Source organism: Ferrimonas kyonanensis DSM 18153, from assembly GCF_000425405.1.
Lineage (GTDB): Bacteria > Pseudomonadota > Gammaproteobacteria > Enterobacterales > Shewanellaceae > Ferrimonas > Ferrimonas kyonanensis.
In genome coordinates, this window is record NZ_AUDJ01000002.1 from 142,611 (window position 1) to 161,803 (window position 19,193).

Below are 19,193 nucleotides of genomic sequence, written 5' to 3' on the forward strand. Positions count from 1 at the left end.
TACCGCTGAGGGTTGAAGAGGCGATAGCGATACTGTGGCCACTAGCCGAACCGAGAATAAAAAGGGCGGCCTAGTGGCCGCCCTGTAAGGTTATTGCTGCTGTTTCCAGTACAGGCTTTCTGCCCAGGCCAGGAAGGGCCGTGACCAGGTCGGCTGGCCGTACTGACGAAGCACGTGGGTGTTGATGTCCACGACTCGTGAGTCGAACTGCTGTAAATCAGACCAGTCGTAGCCGGTGGCCACTTGATCCCAGCGGCTGCTGATGCCATTGCCCTCGACGTCGTAGTGCAGCATGGCGGGTGCCATAAAGACTTTTTCAGTCAAGGTCTTAGCCAGGCACTGCACTTCGCTGTCGTCGTTGGTGTAGCCCTCGTTGTGGGCGGTAACCACAAAGCCAACGTCCAGGTGAGCGTGGTTAACGTCTTCCAGCTTGTTGTTGCCACTGGTGTTGTAGGCGTAGTCCCAGCTGCAGCTGCCGTCGTTGTTGTAGCGCAGGTTATCGGTGAAGAAGCCCAGAATGTCGGTGACTTTCTGTGCCATGGCCGCATCGCCGCCCTGGGTCCACTTGTTCACATAGATCATGGCAATGCCCATGGTCATATTGTGGTTGTAGGGCAGGGGGTTGGAGTACAGGCCCGAGTCGCCGAATTCGCTGTTACTGACGTTGACGTAGAAGTAGGAGCCTTGAATGGCGCCGTTCTTGGTCTGACTGTAAGACGATTCGTGGGTGGCAATGATCGCTTTTGTCAGCGCCAGGTACTGGTCGGCCTTGGCCATGTACGCGGTCTTATTGGCCGACTTGATGTAATCCACGGTGCGCATGATGGCGTTGAGGATCTGGCCGTCGGACAACACCTCGATGCGCCAGCCATCAAAGGGACGACGCCAACCCGCGGCCGCCATGGAGCGGTCGTTGAGGTAGGCCTTGGGGGCCATGCTGTAGGGCTGTCCACTCAGGTTCAGCTCATTACGATCCACGCGTTTGTCATCGGTGTAGTTGATCATGTGATCAATCAGTTCGATGGCGTAGTCGAGGTACTTGTCGTCGTTATAGGCCTTGGCCATGGTGACGTAAGCCCGCAACCAGTAGTGGCCTTCCCAGGCCAGTTGGCTCTGGTCGTTGCCGTTGGTGGAGTCTAGCAGCGGGTGAGCGTTGCCGTAGCTGCCTTCGAAGGCGGCGTCCCACTCAGCCTGGGAGGCGATCAGTGCCTTGGGGGTGACCACGTTGGTGTCGATGGTCAGCCAGTCATTGTTGCCCACATTGTACAGCTGGTTGTTGTCGCTGGGCTGGGCACCGGACTCGATGATCTGGTGTTGATCATTGAAGGTGTAGCCGCGAACCTGGTTGTCGTTACCCAGGTCGATCAGTGCCAGTGCCTGCAAAGTGGCGGCGCTGTAGTCATTGCCGAAGCGCAGGGCCTGGTCGTAGCTGATGGCGCTAATGGCACCACTGCTGATGCTGGCGCTGCTTTGACCATCGGAGGCGGTCAGGCGACCATTGCTGATGCTGACTTCGACGTAGCCGGTCTGGTTAAAGGCAAAGCGGTTTTCCAGTCGTACCTCGCTGCCGTTGAAGCGGGCAATCACTGAGCGATGAGAGACGGCGATAAAGCTGCTTTGATTGGCGGTACTGGCCACATAGGTCAGGGCATCCGGGTTGCTGTCCAGTGCCGAGAACCAGCCAATGATGCGGTGCTCAGACTGCGCCTTCCAAGGGGAAAACGTCAGGTATGCATTGCTGCCGTTGAAGCGAATGGCTCGAGCGTCGTTGCCCAGCAGCGGGCCTCCCTGAGGAGGGTCTACCGGGTCCACCGGATCGACGGGGTCTACCGGATCGACAGGGTCTACCGGATCAACGGGGTCGACCGGATCGACGGGGTCTACCGGATCAACGGGGTCTACCGGGTCAACGGGGTCGACCGGATCAGAGCCGGAGCCGTACACGGCGTCCCACTGGTCCTGAGGGAAGTGCTGGGGATCCGGGTTGGTGACGGTGTGCTGGGCTTGAACCCAGTCACCACTATCGATCTGGTGCAGTTGATTGTGGCCGCTGTCTCCGCCCACTTCGACAATGCCACGCTCAGGATCAAAGGCGTAGGAGCGCGAATTATTCGGGTTGGTGTAATCGATCAGGGTCAGTGCCTGCAGCGCGCCTTTGGAGTAGCCGTTGCCGCGGCGGTACAGCCAGTCAAAGCTGACCGAGGTGGGGTCGATGCTGCTGGCGTTCACCGAGCCGGAATTGGTGCCGTCGAAGGCGGTCAGCTTGCCGTGTTCAACGGTGACTTCCAGGTAATGGCTGGCGGCAAAATCAAACTTGCCCCAGACACCAGGATAGTCACTGCCCCACTTGCCCTGCACGTTGTGATGGGTAAAGCCGATGAAGTCGGAAGTTTGAGACGAGCTCATCAAGGTGGTTCGGTTACCGGCGTCCGCGTCAACCTCGGCCAGCCAGGCGATGACCTTGAATTTGCCTTGCGGTTTCCACGGGGCAATTTGGGCGTAGCTGCCGTTGCCGTCAAAACGCACGGCCTGGTTGCTGACGGGATCCACCGGGTCTACCGGATCGACGGGGTCTACAGGATCGACGGGGTCTACTGGGTCGACAGGGTCTACCGGATCGACTGGGTCAACCGGGTCGACTGGGTCTACCGGGTCCACAGGCGCATCGGTGCCAAATACGGCATTCCATTCGTCGTCACTGAAGACGCTGCTGTCCGGGTTGGTGATAACGTGGACACCCTGGCCATAATCGCTGCTGTCGATGCCGAACAGCTTGGTGGCACCGCTGCTGTCGCCGACTTCCACCAGCCCTTGATCCGGGCTGACGCCATAGGCTCGTGAGTTGCTGCTATTGGCCAGGTCCATCAGAACCAGGCCTTGCAGGCCGGCCTGAGAAAAGTCGCTGCTGCCCCGACGGAACAACAGATCATATCCCACAGAGCTGGGGTTAATGGCGCTGTTGTAGACCGATTGAGTGATGCGACCATCGCTGATGGTCATGCTGCCGTAATCGACAGTGATGTCGACCAGGCCACTGGCATTAAAATCAAATTTGCCCCACACCCCAGGGTACTGGTTGTCCCAGTGGCCCTGAACCGCAGAGTGGGTGAAAGACAGAAATTCGGTAGTGTCAGACGCACTCATCAGGATGTTGCGCTGATCTGGAGCTGCGTCCATGCCGGTCAGGTAGGCGAGTACGCGGAATTTGCCTTGTGGCTGCCAGGGGGCAATTTCGGCGTAGCTGTTGCTGCCGTTAAAATTGACGGCGTAGCTTTGCGCTGGGTCAACGGGGTCAACGGGGTCAACGGGGTCAACGGGGTCAACCGGGTCAACCGGGTCGACCGGGTCGACAGGATCCACCGGCGCATTACCAAAGGCGGCATTCCACTGAGCGTCATCGAAGTGATCGGGTGCCGGGTTTTCAATGCTGTGAGGTCCGGTAAACCATGCATTCTTAGACAGTTTTTTCAATGGCGAGAACGAGGCGCTGCCGCCGACTTCGACCATGCCTTGGCTGCTGTCGAAGGCATAAGCGCGGGAGTTGCCGGCATTGCCGAGATCGATCAGAGCCAAGCCTTGAATGCCGCCTTCTGAGTAATCGGTTTTACCGCGGCGAAACAACCACTGATAGTCAACGGAGCTCGGATCGATGGCGCTGTTCTGAACCGAACGGGTGACCTGACCATCGGTGGCAGTCAGTTTGCCCTGTTGGACTTCAATTTCAATATAGCGGGTGTCATTGAACTGAAACTGGCCCCAGATCCCCGGATACTGGGATCCCCATTTACCCTGTACATTTCGGTGGGTAAAAGAGAGAAAGTCTGTGGATTGGGGTTCACTCAGGAGAATTGTTCTGTTTTCTGAGTTGGAATCAACCTGGCCTAACCAGGCAATGACCTTGAAGTGACCGCTGGGTTTCCAGGAGTCAAATTCGGCGTAAGCGTTTTTTCCGTTGAACGCAACGGCATTGGAAGCTTGGCCGCCAAAGCTGAAAGAAATTAGAATAACGGATAGAAATATCAGGAATGGCGAACGTCGCTCCTGCTTTCTCCAAATCGATCCCAAAAAGTGATGCCGATGGTTCATGAAAAGCCTCATAAATCGGCAGACAATCTCGGCCCTGCTGTGGCGCTGTTTTATAGTGCACTATTAAACCCTCAATTATTTCATAGAGTTAATGCGAACAGTTCACCACTGACATGAGGTAATCCCGCTATCATTGGCCAAAGCCTTTAGACCGGAGATATTGCGTCCTTAACTTTCGTTAAGTTTGCCTTTGTCTGCTGTCGTAGTTCAAATTACATTGGTTAACACAACATTAACCTTGTTGACTCGGCGCAGTCTTGAATAAGCTGAGCCCGCGGCAAGAATGCCCAATGGTTGATCATAAAACAACCGGTCTTTTTTATATTCAGCGGCCATTGGTTGTTATTTCGATATTATGTACTGCTAAAACAGCAACATCCTCAAAGGTTATTTTTTTGATATTTGCTATGCCACTTTCAGTTTCTGTGAGCCACGTTCAATTGCTGTTGTTCATTATTTAAACGATGATAATTTCTCTAAAAAAGCCCTTTTATTTTTTTGCTGACCGTGTCAGGTAGGCCGTTTACGGATCTGACGTGGCTAAGGTGAGCACGCCCCTCTACACTTACAGGTAAGTTTTTGGCTGTTTTCGGCCCGGAATTCATTGGATTGCAGGGATGAATCAGGATGACTAAGGATGTTACGAATAATCAGGTGCTGGGGTTGGATGAGTTTCGGGAGAAGAAGCGCAGCGGAGAAGACTACCGCCAGACCCCGGAGCAGGCTTTGCAGAATCTGGCCCAGCTTCCTGATTCAACGCCCTTGCTGGTGGACTTCGATGACACGCTGTGGCTGCGCAACAGCACCGAGCTGTTTCTTGCCTCGGTGGCGCCGAAACTGCTGATTTCGATTGTCCTGCAACTGCTGGATCTGCTGAGGCCCTGGCGTTGGATTGGAGGCCAGGAACAGCGTCATTACCGGGATCTGATTCGCATCAAGGTGGTGCTGTTTGTGGCGCCGTGGGCTAAAAGACAGTGGCAGAAACAGGCGGCCGAAGCCGGTGGTCGCTACCTCAACAGCGAGCTGTACGACCTGCTGCTCAGTCGCGACAACCCCATCTACCTGGTGAGTTATGGCTTCGATTTCATTCTGGCGCCGCTGTTGGATGCCATGGGCTGCGAGTGGCCTTTGGTGGTGTCCTCGAAACTGGGGTCGGCCATCGAGTTGCGCATTAAAGGTAAGGGGGCGATGGCCATCGAAGCCCTCGGTCGGGAAACGGTGCGGCGCAGTGCTTGCGTTACCGACAGCCTGCTGGATCGCGATCTGCTGGAGAGCTGTTCCGTCGGCATTTGGGTGCAGTGGCCAGAGTCGGTGGCGCAGAGGGCGGGGCTGGACCCCATGCTGCCGTTCGTGTACCTAAAAAAAGTGAAACGGCCCACTGAAAGCTATTTCACTCGGGCGATACTGGGGCATGACTACCTGACCCTGCTGCTGGTGTTCGCCATCGCCAACCCCTATCCCTGGCAGACCGCGGCGTGCTTACTGGGTTTTGTCCTGGCCTATTTTTGTGCCTATGAAGTGGGGTACTTTGAGAACGACCGCCTGGGGCTGCGCTACGAAGACAAGCCCAAGGTCAGTGACAACTACCGTTTGCTGGCGGGCGGGTTTCGGCCCTGGTTTGCCTGGATGTGGGCACTGGTCCTGGCGGTGTTCCCGGCTTGGCTGGCGGCTCAGGGAAGCAGTTGGTTGCCTGAGGCGTTTGCGCTGCAAGGGGCACAGGCGACCCTGCTGGTATGGGCCGTGTTTGTGGCCTTTTTAGTGGTGGTCCGGTGTGTGTTTGCCTGGTTTAATCGCATCAGAGAGACCGGCAGGGTGGTGCCGATGCTGATACTGCAACTGGCCAGAACGGCCGGGTACCTGGTGCTGTTCTCCACCTCCATCGTCGGAGTGCTGTTCTGTGTGTCTCATGGTTTGGCTAAGTGGATTCCCTACGTGGTGTATCGCTTTGGTGGCTCCCGTAAAGGGATGCCCAATCACTTGTTCAATCTGTTGATTTTGGTTTTGCTTTTGGGCGCCGTGGCGATCAGCGGCGGCTTAAGCTGGCAGCAGCTCACCCAATGGCATGCCTTGGTCATCCTGGCTTATGCCGGTTTGCGGGCGGCCAAAGACTTGCTTGGGTTCCGCGCTCACTTAAGCCGCCTTGGCTCCGGAGACTGACAGGCGCTTCGGGGATCGTTATCGCGGTCCTGTGGCCGCGGCGCCAGCAGTTGGAATTGTTGGTTGTAGGCATCGATGTACCGGTCTCGTGAGAATCGGCAGACGATGTGTTGATGGTTGGCCAGCAGCCATTGACGAAAGCCATGCTGGTTGCGCAGCAGGGAGTCCAGCGCGGTGCGGATCTCTTCGACGTCGAGCGGGTCGGCCATCACTCGGGCGGGAATATCATCAAGGAAGCCATCGATGCCGGTATTGGTGGAATGCAGAATCGGCACCCCGCTGAGTAGCGCCTCGACGTAGACCATGCCAAAGGTCTCATTGACGCTGGGCATGACCATGCCGGCGTATTGCGGCAATCGGTTCAGCAGTTCGGCATTGGACAGGCCACCGACCAGGGTAACCCGATCCTGCATCTTCATTTGTGTCAGCAGCGCTTCGACGGCGCGCCGGGATTTGTCGGTGCCGCTGCCAATGACGTCGAGCTTCAGCTTGGGGTAGTCTGCCAGCAAGGCCTGCATGGCCTGCAGCAGTTTATTCAGCCCCTTTTTCTGGTACACGTTCAGGTCGATGATGCTAACCAGGTGGTCCTCGGTAAATTCCGAACTGGTTTGCCACTGTTTGTCGGCGACAAAATTCGGAAGCAGGGATTGCTTGTCGGAATCCAGGGAAAAGCGGCTGTTCAGCAAGGGTTTGAACCAGGCTGAGACGTAGTAGATGTGGGCCGCATCCTGCAGTTGGCGTCGAAAGAAGGGATCGTAGTAGGGTTTGAAGCGCAGAATCTTGGCTTCGGCTTCTCCCCGGACCGACAGCGCCAGCGGGCACTGTCGCCATCGGGCCAGCCACCAGCCGGCGATGCCCTCGAAACTGAATTTGTGGGCGTGAACCAGATCGACCCGAATCCCCTCTTTGGCAAGCAGGCGACGAATGCGCCAGGCGACCAGCGTCATGCTGGCGAACAGGCCGATTCCCAGCGGCAGTCCCCAATAGCGCATCGAGGTGACTCTGTTGTCTCCTTCGCCATCACCAGCCAGCGCATTGCATTTAAACGGGTTGGCGGTTCTGCGCAGGGCGATGACCCGATAATCCACCTGGGGGTTGGCCTGAATGAAATGGCGTACCGCCGGCGTGTTGTCCGGCCGGTTGCGTGACGGGTACTCCACCGCCAGATGCAACACACACCGCCGAGTGGCAGAGTGCAGCCGCTGCTGATTCAGCTGAGAGGGAGCTTGGGTCACGATTGATCTCCCAGGGCGTTGTACAGAAAGGTCAAGTTACCAAGCAGGTAGCGTTTCCACATTCGCTTGGGCTCGTGCACCAGTCGGTAGATCCACTCGCTGCGCAGCGCCCGAACCCAATTTGGGGCTCGGTTTACCTTGCCGGCGGTGAAGTCAAACAGTGCGCCGACGCCGATACCAATGGTCGCCCCGCACTGGGGCAGGTATTGGTGTAGCCAGCGTTCCTGCAGTGGATTGCCCATGGCGACAATCACCACGTTGGCGCCGCTGCGCCGAATCTGCTCGCACACCCGTTGATGATCCGCTTGCTCAAGAAAGCCGTGGTGATAGCCGACCCACTGATGCTGGGGGAAGCGCTGCTGCCACAGATCGAAGCAGCGACTGACGCTGTCTTCACTGGCGCCCAGCAGAAAGACTTTGAGCCGGTGGCGACTGCGGGTAAAGAAGCGGGGGGTAAAGTCGGTGCCGTTGAGGTTCTCGGCAAATCCCCGGCCATACTTCAGTTTACTGGCCAGGTCGACACCCAAACCGTCGTTGACCACCAGGCACTGGTTGAGGATGTCGCGGTAACCGGCGTCTTTGTGGGCCAGGTTGATGGTGTGGGCGTTGGCGTAGGCCATGGTCAGGCGCTGGTCGTCGTCGATGGCCTGATCCAGTTGCGCGACGATAGCCTCGCCGCTGCGGCTGTCCATTCTGACCCCCTGAATGATGCGCTGCTCGGCGCCGACAATGGGGCTGTAGGCGTTGATAAACTGCCGGGACACCTGGGGCCAGGCATAGCGGCTGGCCGCCTGCATGGCGCGCTGCCGCAGGGGTTCATAGTCGTCGGCAGTCTGATTCAGGTAGGTGTGAATTCGCTGCGCCGCTTCATCGGCGGCATCGAAATTAACCAACAACCCCAGCTGAGCTCGCTCAATGATGCGCTGGAAGCTGGGGATGGGCGAGGCGATGGGCAGCAGGCCGGCGGCCATGCCCTCGATCAGTGTCATGCCAAAGCCTTCGTAATCGGAGGCGCTGATGATGTAGCTGTGACGTCCTACCTGTTGCCGTACCTGGTGGTCTTCCAAGCCGGTGAGTATCTGCACCGACTCGCCCAGCGCCAGGTGTTCAATTTGTTGCCTGAGGATTGCCTCGTTGCCATCCCAGTCTTTGCCGATGATGGTCAGTTTGATCTGTGGCAGTAACAGCCGCAGTCGCGCCAGGGTCAGCAGCAGTTTGTCCAGTCGCTTATTGTCTGAAAATCGACCGATAAACAGCAGGGCAGGCTGGGGTATCGGACTGCCGGCGTCGGCAAATTTAGTAATGTCGACGCCATTCTCAATCAGGGTTAAATGGCGGCTGCACAGAGGGCGGAAAAGCTCGAAATCGTTGTTGCTGCAGGCAAAAATCTGTTTGTAGCCTTTGACCGCCAGCCGGCTGATGGTGGCGAAGTAGAGGCGCTTGAGGGAGGCGGCGAACTCGGTATGGAAGAAGCCGCCGTGGGTCGACAGCACCAGCGGCTTTCGGTGAGCCCAGCGAAAAAACGAGAGAAAATCGGCGAAAAAATCGACCCCGTGAACGTGGATCAGATCATAACCGGACAGGTGCTTGAGCACTGACGGAGCGATGGGGTATTTGTAGCTGCCAACATAGCCGATGCGGTGCACCGGAATGCCGTCGACGGTTTCGGAATCGGCCAGGTGGGGCTGACGGCAGTGAAACAGCCGGTTGAGCGTCAGCACCTGTGCGTCGATCCCCTGATGGCGCTGCTCTTTCACCAGTGACTGAACAAAATTTTCCAGGCCGCCCATGGCGGGATGAAACTGGCGGACGATGTGCAGCACTCGCATTGCGAAAACTCCCTTACTTATACAACTCCACCGGTGGAGTATTGAAGAAATATCGGACTTTGCCCCAGTTGGACATCATTCTCATGACGTAGCGAAAGCTGTGTTTCTTGCCGATGGGGCGTAGCAATACTGCGCCGAACGCCGCAATCACGGTTTGCGCGAAAGCCTTGAGAAATTGCACCGTTTTCCCCGCTGGAGACAATGGGGTAAAGAAAATGGCGGCATAGGTCTCGCCGATGCGAGTGGCCTTTTGCAGCAGGTAGTGGCGATTGAGTCGCTGCGGCTCCACCAACTCGCTGACCACTGCTTCGCGACAGGAGACAATGACGCCGCCCCGAGCATGAATGTCATGGAACAGCGTGGTGTCCTCGCCCCCCAGGGTGCCGCGGCTGACATCAAAGGGGGCGCTTGGGTGCGGCAACACCGATCGTTTCACCAGGGCATTGCAGGTGGACCCGACATCCATGTGAGTGCCGGTCGGCGACAGCGACTTACTGAAATAGTTGCCGGCGGAAATCCACTCCGGTGTCTGCTCCGGGTAGCGGGTATCCACCTGACCCATGACCGCGTCGGCATCGAATTGGCGGGCACAGGCCAGCAGGGTTGCCAGCCAGGTTGGGCTGGCCTTCTCATCGTCATCAATGAACGCCAACCATTGGCCGCGGGCATTGGCTACCGAGGTATTCCTGGCCATGGAGATGTTCTTTTGCGGCTGGACGGCATAGGACACTTGCAGATCGGAGTGTTGCTGGAACGCCTCCACCAACGCCCTGCCGGACTCCAGCAGGTCGTTGTCGGCGATGGAGATGGACAGATGAACGTCATCCGGCAACTGTTGTTGCTGCAGGCTGTTCAGGGTCTCGGCCAGGTGGGGGCGGCGATAGGTGCACAGGCAGACGGTGATCGAGGTGGTCATTGCAGTCTCCTATCGGCGCAGATGCGGGCCACCGAGGTCAGCACCAACAGTTGAATGATCCACATGGAGTGGCTGCCCCTCATTAAGCTGCTCTCGGTAATATTATGGAACAAGGTAATCACCAGCAGGATCCAAAACAGGAAAAAAAGCAGCGGATGAGTGGATTGAATCTGACCGGACTGGCGGGCGAACTGCACCAGCACCAGCAGATAGATGGCCATCCCTATGACCCCCAGTTTCGCCAGCAGGTCCAGGTAGCCATTGTGGCCCTGATTGAGCAGGGTCAGATAACTCCTGCCATAGACCACATTGGGGGACTGCTGACCAATCCCCCAGAATGAGCCATAGCCATGGCCCAGTAACCAGCGGGTGTCGATGCGATCCAGCATGAAGGCCCAGATGTAGTCGCGGCCGGTAAGCCCGGGATCGGACATGAACTGGGCGAAAAACTCTTTGATGTGCCAGTTGTAGAGACTCAGGACAATATAGATGACCAGGGTCAGCAGCGTGAAGGCCAGCAGCATCAGCATGCCGACATTGAGCCGAGTGTTGGTGGCAATTACCTGTACGCCGAACACCAGTGCCGGCACGACGAACAACAGGGCAATGGAGGTCTTGGAGACCGAGATGAGCAGCAGCAGCAACCACAGCCCCAGATAAACGCCGTTATAGAATCGATTGATCTGGGTGGTGAACAACTTACGGGAGGCGACGCCAAACAGTATCGCCAGCAGGGCAATGGCTCCGAGAACGTTCTTGTTGCCATGAATGCCGTAGAAGAAGCCGTCTTTATCAAAATTGCCCAGCACCAGGGCCATCAGGTTAAACGCCAGCGCCAGGGTACAGATGCGATACAGCAGCAGCAGCAGTTGCTCCGGGCGGCGCAGGTAACTGACGCCGGCAAACACCGAACCGATGACGAACACCAGCATCACCGAGCGACGAAATGCGATGTTGGGCGCCAGTGCCCAAGTAACACTGGCAAAGGCCAGCAGGCAGATGATCACCAGCGGCCACTGGGCGACGACGATGCGCTTGGCCCGTTGAGGATCCCGCAGGATGGTGTAGCCGGCCAGGCCGATCATCGCCACCCAGAACAGTTGGTTGACCAGATTGCCGGAAGAGGTGCTGGCGGCATGATCTTTTACCTCCATGTCCACCAGGTGTGTGGCTGCTTCCATGTTGGGTGACAGCACATCGAAGCTGGAGGCACACACCAGGGTGATGATGACGATGGCCACCAGGTTGTTGATGGTGTAATGCCGGGTGTCGTCTGCCACCAGCCAGTTCAATAGCCGCCGTAGTATCATCGGCGCTCCGGCAGCCAGCGAGGCTGAAGCTGAGGGGCAAATAGCAGCAGAATGTAGCCAAAGGCGACGATCTCGCCAAAGATCACCGTGAAGATGACCCAGTTAGAGGCCTGTGCCAGAGCCAGAATGGTCAGGATTCCCAGCGATAGCGATGCGCCCCAGATGGTGGCCATGGCCAATGGCTTAAAGCGGTTCTGTGCCTGAATGGCGGCGCTGTAGGTAGAGCGCAGATGAAACAGCAAGGTGGCGATGGCCCATTGGGCGACCACGAAGCCGATGCCGGCATACTGGTCACCGAACAGCTGGGGCTGCAACCAGGGCCACGCCAGCCACAGCAGCACGCCAAACACCAGGTTGAACAGCAAAAACCCCAGGGCGCCTTGGTTGGTGAGCGTTTGGAATTGCTGCCTTTCTCCCTGGGCATGCAACTTGGCCAGTGTCGGTTTGGCGATGCGGGTCCAGGCCGAAGTGATGATGTTCAGCGGCCCGAAAAACACTCGGCCGGCCTGAATGAAGCCGACAACCGTGGGGCCAAAGGCCAGGCCGACTATGAAGATGTAGCCTCGGTTTTGCAGTTCGGTGGTGATGACGCCCACCAGTGACCAGCGGGACTGATCCCAGATCGGCGCATAGTGGCGAGGCAGCGCCGACCAGCGGGTCAGGGTAAACAGCGGAAACTCCTGCTTAAGCAGATAGACCATTCCCAACAGCTGGCTCAGGCTCAGAAACCACAGCAGGTGCTCCAGCGAGAACTGGTGCAGCGGGTGTTGCGACTGCCAGATCCCCATCAGCACAAGAAAAAACACCACGAACAGCAGATCCGCCACCAACACGGGCATCAGGATCAATTCTGATGACCAGCGGCATCGAAGAAACTCCCTCAGCAGTCGAATCGCGAAGAAGGTGGTAATGGCCAGGTTGCCGGAAAAGTCCTGTTGCAATAGGGGGAGATGCAATAGGGCATAGCAGATCAGGGTCAGGCTGACGAGAAACAGGCCATTGCTCAGAGACAGGGTACTGCGCAGGTGATCCGGGTTGTCGGAGGCCGGTACCAGCACCGAGTAGGGGGTATTGATCAGCGCATTTTGCAGGCTGATGAGCACATAGCTGAGCATAAAGACAATGGAGTAGACCCCAAACTCGGCCGGTTGCCACAGCTTAATCAGAGCCAGATTCAGGGCAAAGTTAAACGCACTGAGTATCCCTTGATCAACAGTGGAAACGATCACCTGTGTTTTCAACTGCCGCCCCTCAACAACCCCGATCAGGGTGATGTAACCCTGTGCGAATCCAAATGTCTGATTTTTTAGCTTAGACCCTGATGCTCTATCTTGCTCCGCAAAATGCCAATGACACCTTCGGCTTTTCTATGTGCTGCTATTCTTTAGGTTTTGAATTGCCCGGGGCGCACCGCAAGCCGCGGCTTCTCAGGATGGAAATCACTATGGTCAGCATTGTCCCGGTTATTCTCGCAGGTGGTTCAGGTACTCGCTTATGGCCTCTCTCCAGGACCTTGTTTCCAAAACAATTCTTACCTCTTTCTAGTAAACACTCCATGTTGCAGGACACGGTTAGGCGTCTCGATGGCGTCGACACCACCGATCCGGTGGTGATCTGCAACGAGGACCATCGCTTTATCGTCGCCGAACAGATGCGCGCCCTGGAGGTGAATGCGCAGATTGTGCTGGAGCCGGTGGGGCGCAATACCGCCCCGGCGGCGGCGTTGGCGGCCTTGTTGACTCAGGATGAAGAGGATCCGCTGCTGTTGCTGCTGGCGGCGGATCACGTCATCGAAGACCCACAGGCCTTTGTGACGGTGTTGTCGGCGGCGGTGCCTCTGGCTGAGGCCGGTAAGCTGGTGACCTTTGGGGTGGTGCCCCATTGTCCTCATACCGGCTACGGCTACATTCGTCGCGGCCCGGCCAGCGGAAGCGGCTTTGAGGTCAGTGAGTTTGTGGAAAAACCCAATTCCGACACTGCCCAGCGGTACCTGGACTCGGGTCAGTACTACTGGAACAGCGGCATGTTTCTGTTTCGCGCCAGTCGCTATCTGCAGGAGTTGCAACGCCACCGGCCTGAGATGGTGCAGATCTGCCGCCAGGCGGTGGCGGACGTCAGCCAGGATCTGGATTTTGTCAGGGTGGATGAACAGGCGTTTATCGACTGCCCGGATGAGTCCATCGACTATGCGGTAATGGAGCACACCGACGATGCGGTGGTGATGGCGCTGGATGCCGGCTGGGATGACATCGGCTCCTGGTCGGCATTGTGGCAAGTGGGGGACAAAGATCATAACGGCAACGCCATTCGCGCCGACGCCGTGACCCATGACACTCACAACTGTTTGATTCAAGGCGAAGACCGGCTGATTGCCACGGTGGGGCTGGATGACATGGTGATTGTGGATACCCAGGATGTGGTGTTAGTGGCCGAGCGCGGCCGCGCGCAGGAGGTGAAGCACATTGTCGAGAAATTGAAAGGGGATGAGCGCTCGGAAGTTCAGGTGCATCGCAAGGTGTACCGGCCCTGGGGCTATTACGACTCCATCGATTTTGGTCAGCGTTATCAGGTCAAACACATCACGGTAAAACCCGGCGCTAAGCTCAGTGTGCAGATGCATCACCACCGCGCCGAGCATTGGGTGGTGGTGTCCGGTACCGCCAAGGTGACCAATGGCGAGCGCACGTTTTTTGTTACCGAAAACGAGTCCACCTACATTCCCATCGGGGTGGTGCATGCGCTGGAAAACCCCGGCATGGTGCCGCTGGAACTGATTGAGGTGCAGTCGGGTACCTACCTGGGCGAGGACGATATCGTTCGCTTCGATGATAAATATGGACGGGCATGATGATGGAAAGCTTAACCTGTTTTAAATCCTACGACATTCGTGGCCAGTTGGGCACTGAACTCAATGACGCGGTGGCGTACCGAATTGGCCGCGCTTTTGCCGAGTTTCTGAAACCGAGTTGTGTGGTGGTGGGGGCCGACATTCGGCCCACGTCAGAGGGGCTTAAGCAAGCGCTGGCGCGAGGCCTGATGGACAGCGGCGTCGATGTCATCGACATCGGCATGGTGGGCACCGAGGAGATCTATTTCGCCACCCGTTACCTGCAGGTCGATGGTGGCATCGAAGTGACCGCCTCTCATAATCCCATTGATTTTAATGGCATGAAGCTGGTGCGGGAGGAGAGTAAACCGATTTCCGGTGACTCCGGTCTTAATGCCATCCGTGAGCTGGCGGAGCGCAATCAGTTTGCCCCGCCGTCGGCCGACACTCAGGGCCAGTACCACTACCGCAACCTGTTGCCGGAGTACGTTCAGCACCTGATGACCTACATCCAACCCGCCAAGCTGCCGCCATTGAAACTGGTGGTGAATGCTGGCAACGGCGCCGCCGGTCATGTCATCGATGCCATCGAGCAGGTATTGAACAGGCAGGGGGTAGCGGTGGAGTTCATTAAGATTCATCACCAGCCCGATGGCCGTTTTCCCAATGGCATCCCCAATCCCCTGCTGCCGGAATGCCGCGCCGATACCCGTCAGGCGGTGATTGAGCATCAGGCCGACATGGGCATTGCCTGGGACGGCGATTTTGATCGCTGCTTCCTGTTCGATGAGCGCGGGGAGTTTATCGAAGGCTATTACATCGTTGGCCTGCTGGCCCAGGCGTTTCTGGATAAGCACCCCGGTGCCAAGGTGATTCACGATCCTCGGCTCATCTGGAATACCCAGCAGATTGTTCAGGGAGCGCAAGGTCAACCGGTGATGTCGAAGACCGGCCATGCGTTTATCAAGGAACGGATGCGCAAAGAGGACGCCATCTACGGTGGCGAGATGAGCGCGCATCACTATTTTCGAGACTTTGGCTATTGCGACAGCGGCATGATTCCCTGGTTGCTGGTGGCCGAGTTGATGGGGGTGACCGGTCAGCCACTGTCGCAGATGGTGGCGGAGCGCATCGCCGCCTTTCCCTCCTCCGGCGAGATCAACTTTCGGTTGTCGGCGCCGGGCGAGGCCATTGAGCGGGTGGTGACCGAACTGACCCCCTTTGCCCGGGAAGTCGATCACACCGACGGCATCAGCATGAACTTTTGTGATGGCGATGGCGAGTGGCGCTTTAACTTGCGCTCCTCCAATACCGAGCCGGTGGTACGTCTGAATGTGGAAGCCCGGGGCGATCAGGCGTTGATGCAGCGCCAGACCCAGGCATTGGTGCGGTTGTTACAGGTGTAGAGACAAAGAGCAGCGAGGAACAGTGACACCCTCTTTCCGTCTGGATTGGCGAAGATGAAAAAGCCAGTATTTTGGCTTTTGGCAGGGGGAGCTGGCGGTTTTGGGCCGGGACCGGTTTCAATGTTGCTGTTTCTTATCCGTTATCTGTTGGTTTGATTGTCGAATCTTGAACTACGCTTTAGAAAACCGAAATGCACGGACGGAACCCGAGGTAAGCAATCATAACAGGCCGGTGCCGGGGCAGGGATGCGCCCCGAGGCTGGTCGAGCAGTAATGAGTGGAAGAGGGGTTATGTCGCAGACAGCACCGGAACAGCAAGGATTCGTCCATTCCCGCTTTCATGGGTTTGCCGTGCTGTTTCGGTTGGCCGACATCGCCATTGTTCAGGTCACCATGCAGGTGGCGCTGTGGTTCAGTGGCAAGGATTTGGGCAGCAATGAGATGTTGGTGGCGATCCTGGCGACTGTCGGCTTTATGTTTTTTGCCGAATCCATGGCGCTGTATCGTTCCTGGCGGTCAACCCGGTTGGCAGAGCTGCTGCTGACCAACTGGCTCAGTTGGATGTTGGCGTCGATGTTTCTGTTGATCTGCGCCTATTTTATGCCCAACAAGGTGGCCATCGATCGGCAGACCATGTTGATTTGGGGTGTGCTGGGCATTGTGGTGTTTGGCCTGTTCCGGTTGGTGTGTCGCCACCTGATCTTTTCGCTACGGCGGCGCGGCTTTAATACTCAGACTGCGGCGATCCTGGGAATCACCAAGTCCGGGGTAGCACTGGCCCGCAATCTGGAAGACAACCCGCAACTGGGGATTCGGTTGATTGGCTTTTTTGATGACCGGGCACCGGAGCGGATTGAGCTGGAAGAGGAACATGGCCCGGCGCTGCTGGGCAGTGTCGATCAGGCCATTAAGCTGGCGCGCAGCAATGCGGTGGACATTTTGTACATCGCCATGCCGATGCGGGCCGAGGAGCGCATTACCGAGATTTTGATGCTGTGCGGAGACAGTACCGCAGCGGTGCACATCATCCCGGACTTCTTTGTCTATAACCTGCTGCACGCTCGATGGCACGAGGTGGGCGATGTTCAGTCCCTGAGTGTGTACGACTCGCCGTTGGACGGCTTGGCCACGTGGGTGAAACGGGTGGAGGACATCGTATTGTCCTGTGCGATCCTGACTCTGGTGTCTGTACCGATGCTGTTGATCTCGCTGATCATCAAGTTGACCTCTGCCGGGCCGGTACTGTTCAAGCAGCACCGTTATGGACTGGATGGCCGCAAGATCATGGTGTGGAAGTTTCGCACCATGCGCACCATGGAGAATGGCGGCAAGGTGGTTCAGGCCACCAAAAACGATCCGCGGGTAACCCGGTTTGGTGGTTTTCTGAGGCGCACCTCTTTGGATGAGTTACCTCAGTTTTTCAATGTATTGCAGGGACAGATGTCGGTAGTGGGGCCTCGGCCCCATGCGGTGGCCCATAACGAACAATACCGGTCTTTGATCAGTGGCTATATGTTGCGTCATCACATGAAGCCGGGAATCACCGGCTGGGCACAAATTAATGGCTGGCGTGGTGAAACCGATACGCTTGAGAAGATGGAAAAGCGCTTGGAGTTTGATCTTGCCTACATTCGTAACTGGTCTGTGTGGTTTGACATAAAAATTGTCTTTAAGACTGTTTTTCAGGGCTTTACTGGCTCGAACGCTTACTAAGGAAGGGGAAGGGAATGAGAACTCTACTGTCCATGTTGATCGCAGGGGCCTCCTGCGTGTCGCTGTCTGCGGCCGCCAATGATTATCAACCCGCCAATGTTGAGATGGGCAAAGGCTGGAAGTTCACGCCTCAGCTCAGCGCCGGAATCGGTTACGACGATAACACCGCCTACTCATCGGGCTCTGGCATCGACAGCTGGTTTTGGGAGGTCACGCCGGAGTTTCTGGTGCATGCGGGCAACGAGGTCAGCGGCTACAAGATTGGCTACCTTCTGACCGACGGCAACTACTTCGACAGCAGTGAAGACGACTATACCGATCATCGGTTTAAGGTGGATGTGAACCACCAGTTTACCCGCCGCCATCGCATCGATTTCAATTACACCTACTTCCGCGATCACGAAGCCCGGGGCACCGGCATCACCGAAGGGCGAGGTGAGAGTTTCGATACGGTGGCCGAATTCAACTTGCACGATGCGTCCATTATCTATGGCTTTGGGGTGCCCAGCGCCACCATCAATGCCGACTTTGAGCTTGGTTTCTATGATAAGGATTACACCAACCTAGAGGCCATCTCTCAGTTCAGAGATTACGACTCCATACGAGCCCGGACCACCTTGTACTGGCGCCTTGGGGCCAAATCGTCGCTGTTGCTGGAGTGGAATGGTGAAGACAAGGGCTACGACCGCAACGCGGTGGGCGAAACCTCCAGAGACAGCGTCGATCAGCAGCTGCTGGCGGGCTTTAAGTGGGATGCCACCAGCAAGACCTCCGGTGAGGTAAAGATCGGTTACGAAGACCGTAACTTCGATGACGGCAGCCGCGAAGATTTCAGCGGTGTGGCCTGGCAGGCGGCCATCGACTGGTTACCCAGGACCTACTCCAAATTCACCTTTGAAACGGGTGCCCGGGCCAAAGACCCGGATACCTTCGGCGATTACGTGGAGGAGCAAACCTATGGTGTGAACTGGCAGCACCAGTGGCGCCAGCGTTTCTCCACCAGTGCCAGAATTCGTTATGTGGATGATAGCTATACTGGTATTGACCGTGATGATGAACGGCTTGAAGCGTCGGTGGGGGCGACCCTGGTTTGGCGACGTTGGCTGTCAACGGAGCTGGTGTACCGTTACGCCGAGCAGGACTCCAACATTCAACTGGTGACCTATGACAAAAACGTGTTCCTGGTATCGATGCGCGTCTCTTTATAGAGGCCTGCTGCTGGTCATCGGCCTGCTGTGTGCCACGCAGGCGGTGGCCGCCAGCTCCGATTATCGGCTTAGCTCTGGCGATATGATCTCCATCCATGTTTATGGTGAGGAGGATCTGACCCTGGAGACCCGTCTGGGAGAGTCCGGGGTGATCAACTACCCCTACCTGGGCATGATTCGGGTCAAAGGGCTGAGCGTGGCGGAGCTGGAACGCAAGCTGGTGACCGGCTTAAAGGGCGACTACCTGATTAACCCCAGCGTTCATGTCAGCATTCTCGAGTACCGGCCTTTTTACATCTATGGCGAGGTCAATAAGCCCGGAGGTTACCCCTATCAACCGGGGCTGACCGTTGAGCGGGCGGTGGCACTGGCCGGCGGCCTGACGGAGCGGGCATCTAAAAGTGACATGACCATCAATCGAAACGCATCGACGTTAAAGGTAACCATGTCCAGTACGGTCTACCCGGACGACTCGATCCTGATTAAAGACAGCTTCTTTTGAGTGG

General features: G+C 57.0%; 12 protein-coding genes and 1 riboswitch. Of the genes, 6 read left to right on the forward strand and 6 right to left on the reverse strand.

What is annotated here, in order from left to right:
• Positions 1-90 precede the first annotated feature (90 nt).
• Entirely contained in the window at positions 91-4,086 is a 3,996-nt protein-coding gene (locus tag H598_RS26960) for a hypothetical protein (protein ID WP_028111728.1), read from the reverse strand.
• Between the two features lie 114 nt (positions 4,087-4,200).
• Positions 4,201-4,285: riboswitch (cyclic di-GMP riboswitch) on the reverse strand.
• 428 nt (positions 4,286-4,713) lie between these two features.
• Here H598_RS26960 and H598_RS0103300 point away from each other — a divergent pair.
• Positions 4,714-6,243: a haloacid dehalogenase-like hydrolase gene (locus H598_RS0103300; RefSeq protein WP_028111729.1), complete on the forward strand. Its 1,530-nt coding sequence runs from the start codon at positions 4,714-4,716 to the stop codon at positions 6,241-6,243.
• On the opposite strand, the gene H598_RS0103305 is transcribed toward H598_RS0103300, so the two are convergent.
• From H598_RS0103305 to H598_RS0103325, 5 genes are read right to left on the reverse strand one after another with little or no spacing between them, the layout of a single operon-like run.
• A complete protein-coding gene (locus H598_RS0103305) occupies positions 6,213-7,478 on the reverse strand; it encodes a glycosyltransferase (protein WP_028111730.1) in 1,266 nt (421 codons plus the stop codon). The genes H598_RS0103300 and H598_RS0103305 overlap by 31 nt on opposite strands.
• Positions 7,475-9,307, reverse strand: coding sequence for a WecB/TagA/CpsF family glycosyltransferase (locus tag H598_RS23205; protein WP_051252342.1), 1,833 nt, complete (start codon positions 9,305-9,307; stop codon positions 7,475-7,477). The genes H598_RS0103305 and H598_RS23205 overlap by 4 nt, the downstream gene beginning before the upstream one ends.
• A gap of 13 nt (positions 9,308-9,320) precedes the next feature.
• Positions 9,321-10,223 carry a glycosyltransferase family 2 protein gene (locus H598_RS23210; protein ID WP_051252344.1) on the reverse strand — a complete coding sequence of 301 codons (903 nt, stop codon included), beginning with the start codon at positions 10,221-10,223 and terminating at the stop codon, positions 9,321-9,323.
• Positions 10,220-11,533 (reverse strand): O-antigen ligase family protein, encoded by a 1,314-nt coding sequence (locus H598_RS0103320; protein ID WP_028111731.1) that lies wholly within the window; start codon positions 11,531-11,533, stop codon positions 10,220-10,222. The genes H598_RS23210 and H598_RS0103320 overlap by 4 nt, the downstream gene beginning before the upstream one ends.
• Complete coding sequence (locus H598_RS0103325; RefSeq protein WP_028111732.1) at positions 11,530-12,774, reverse strand: lipopolysaccharide biosynthesis protein; 1,245 nt, start codon at positions 12,772-12,774, stop codon at positions 11,530-11,532. The genes H598_RS0103320 and H598_RS0103325 overlap by 4 nt, the downstream gene beginning before the upstream one ends.
• A gap of 203 nt (positions 12,775-12,977) precedes the next feature.
• Between H598_RS0103325 and H598_RS0103330 the strand changes: the two genes are divergently transcribed.
• From H598_RS0103330 to H598_RS0103350, 5 genes are all read left to right on the forward strand, one after another.
• Complete coding sequence (locus H598_RS0103330) at positions 12,978-14,381, forward strand: mannose-1-phosphate guanylyltransferase/mannose-6-phosphate isomerase (RefSeq protein ID WP_035415196.1); 1,404 nt, start codon at positions 12,978-12,980, stop codon at positions 14,379-14,381.
• Positions 14,382-14,383: 2 nt separating this feature from the next.
• Positions 14,384-15,766 carry a phosphohexomutase domain-containing protein gene (locus tag H598_RS0103335; protein WP_028111734.1) on the forward strand — a complete coding sequence of 461 codons (1,383 nt, stop codon included), beginning with the start codon at positions 14,384-14,386 and terminating at the stop codon, positions 15,764-15,766.
• A 291-nt stretch (positions 15,767-16,057) separates the two neighbouring features.
• On the forward strand, positions 16,058-17,479 hold the full coding sequence (locus H598_RS0103340; protein WP_028111735.1) for an undecaprenyl-phosphate glucose phosphotransferase: 1,422 nt from the start codon (positions 16,058-16,060) through the stop codon (positions 17,477-17,479).
• 14 nt (positions 17,480-17,493) lie between these two features.
• Positions 17,494-18,687 carry an outer membrane beta-barrel protein gene (locus tag H598_RS0103345; protein ID WP_084144301.1) on the forward strand — a complete coding sequence of 398 codons (1,194 nt, stop codon included), beginning with the start codon at positions 17,494-17,496 and terminating at the stop codon, positions 18,685-18,687.
• Positions 18,644-19,189, forward strand: a complete 546-nt coding sequence (locus H598_RS0103350) for a polysaccharide biosynthesis/export family protein (RefSeq protein ID WP_028111737.1) — start codon at positions 18,644-18,646, stop codon at positions 19,187-19,189. Before H598_RS0103345 ends, H598_RS0103350 begins: the two co-directional genes overlap by 44 nt.
• Positions 19,190-19,193 lie beyond the last annotated feature (4 nt).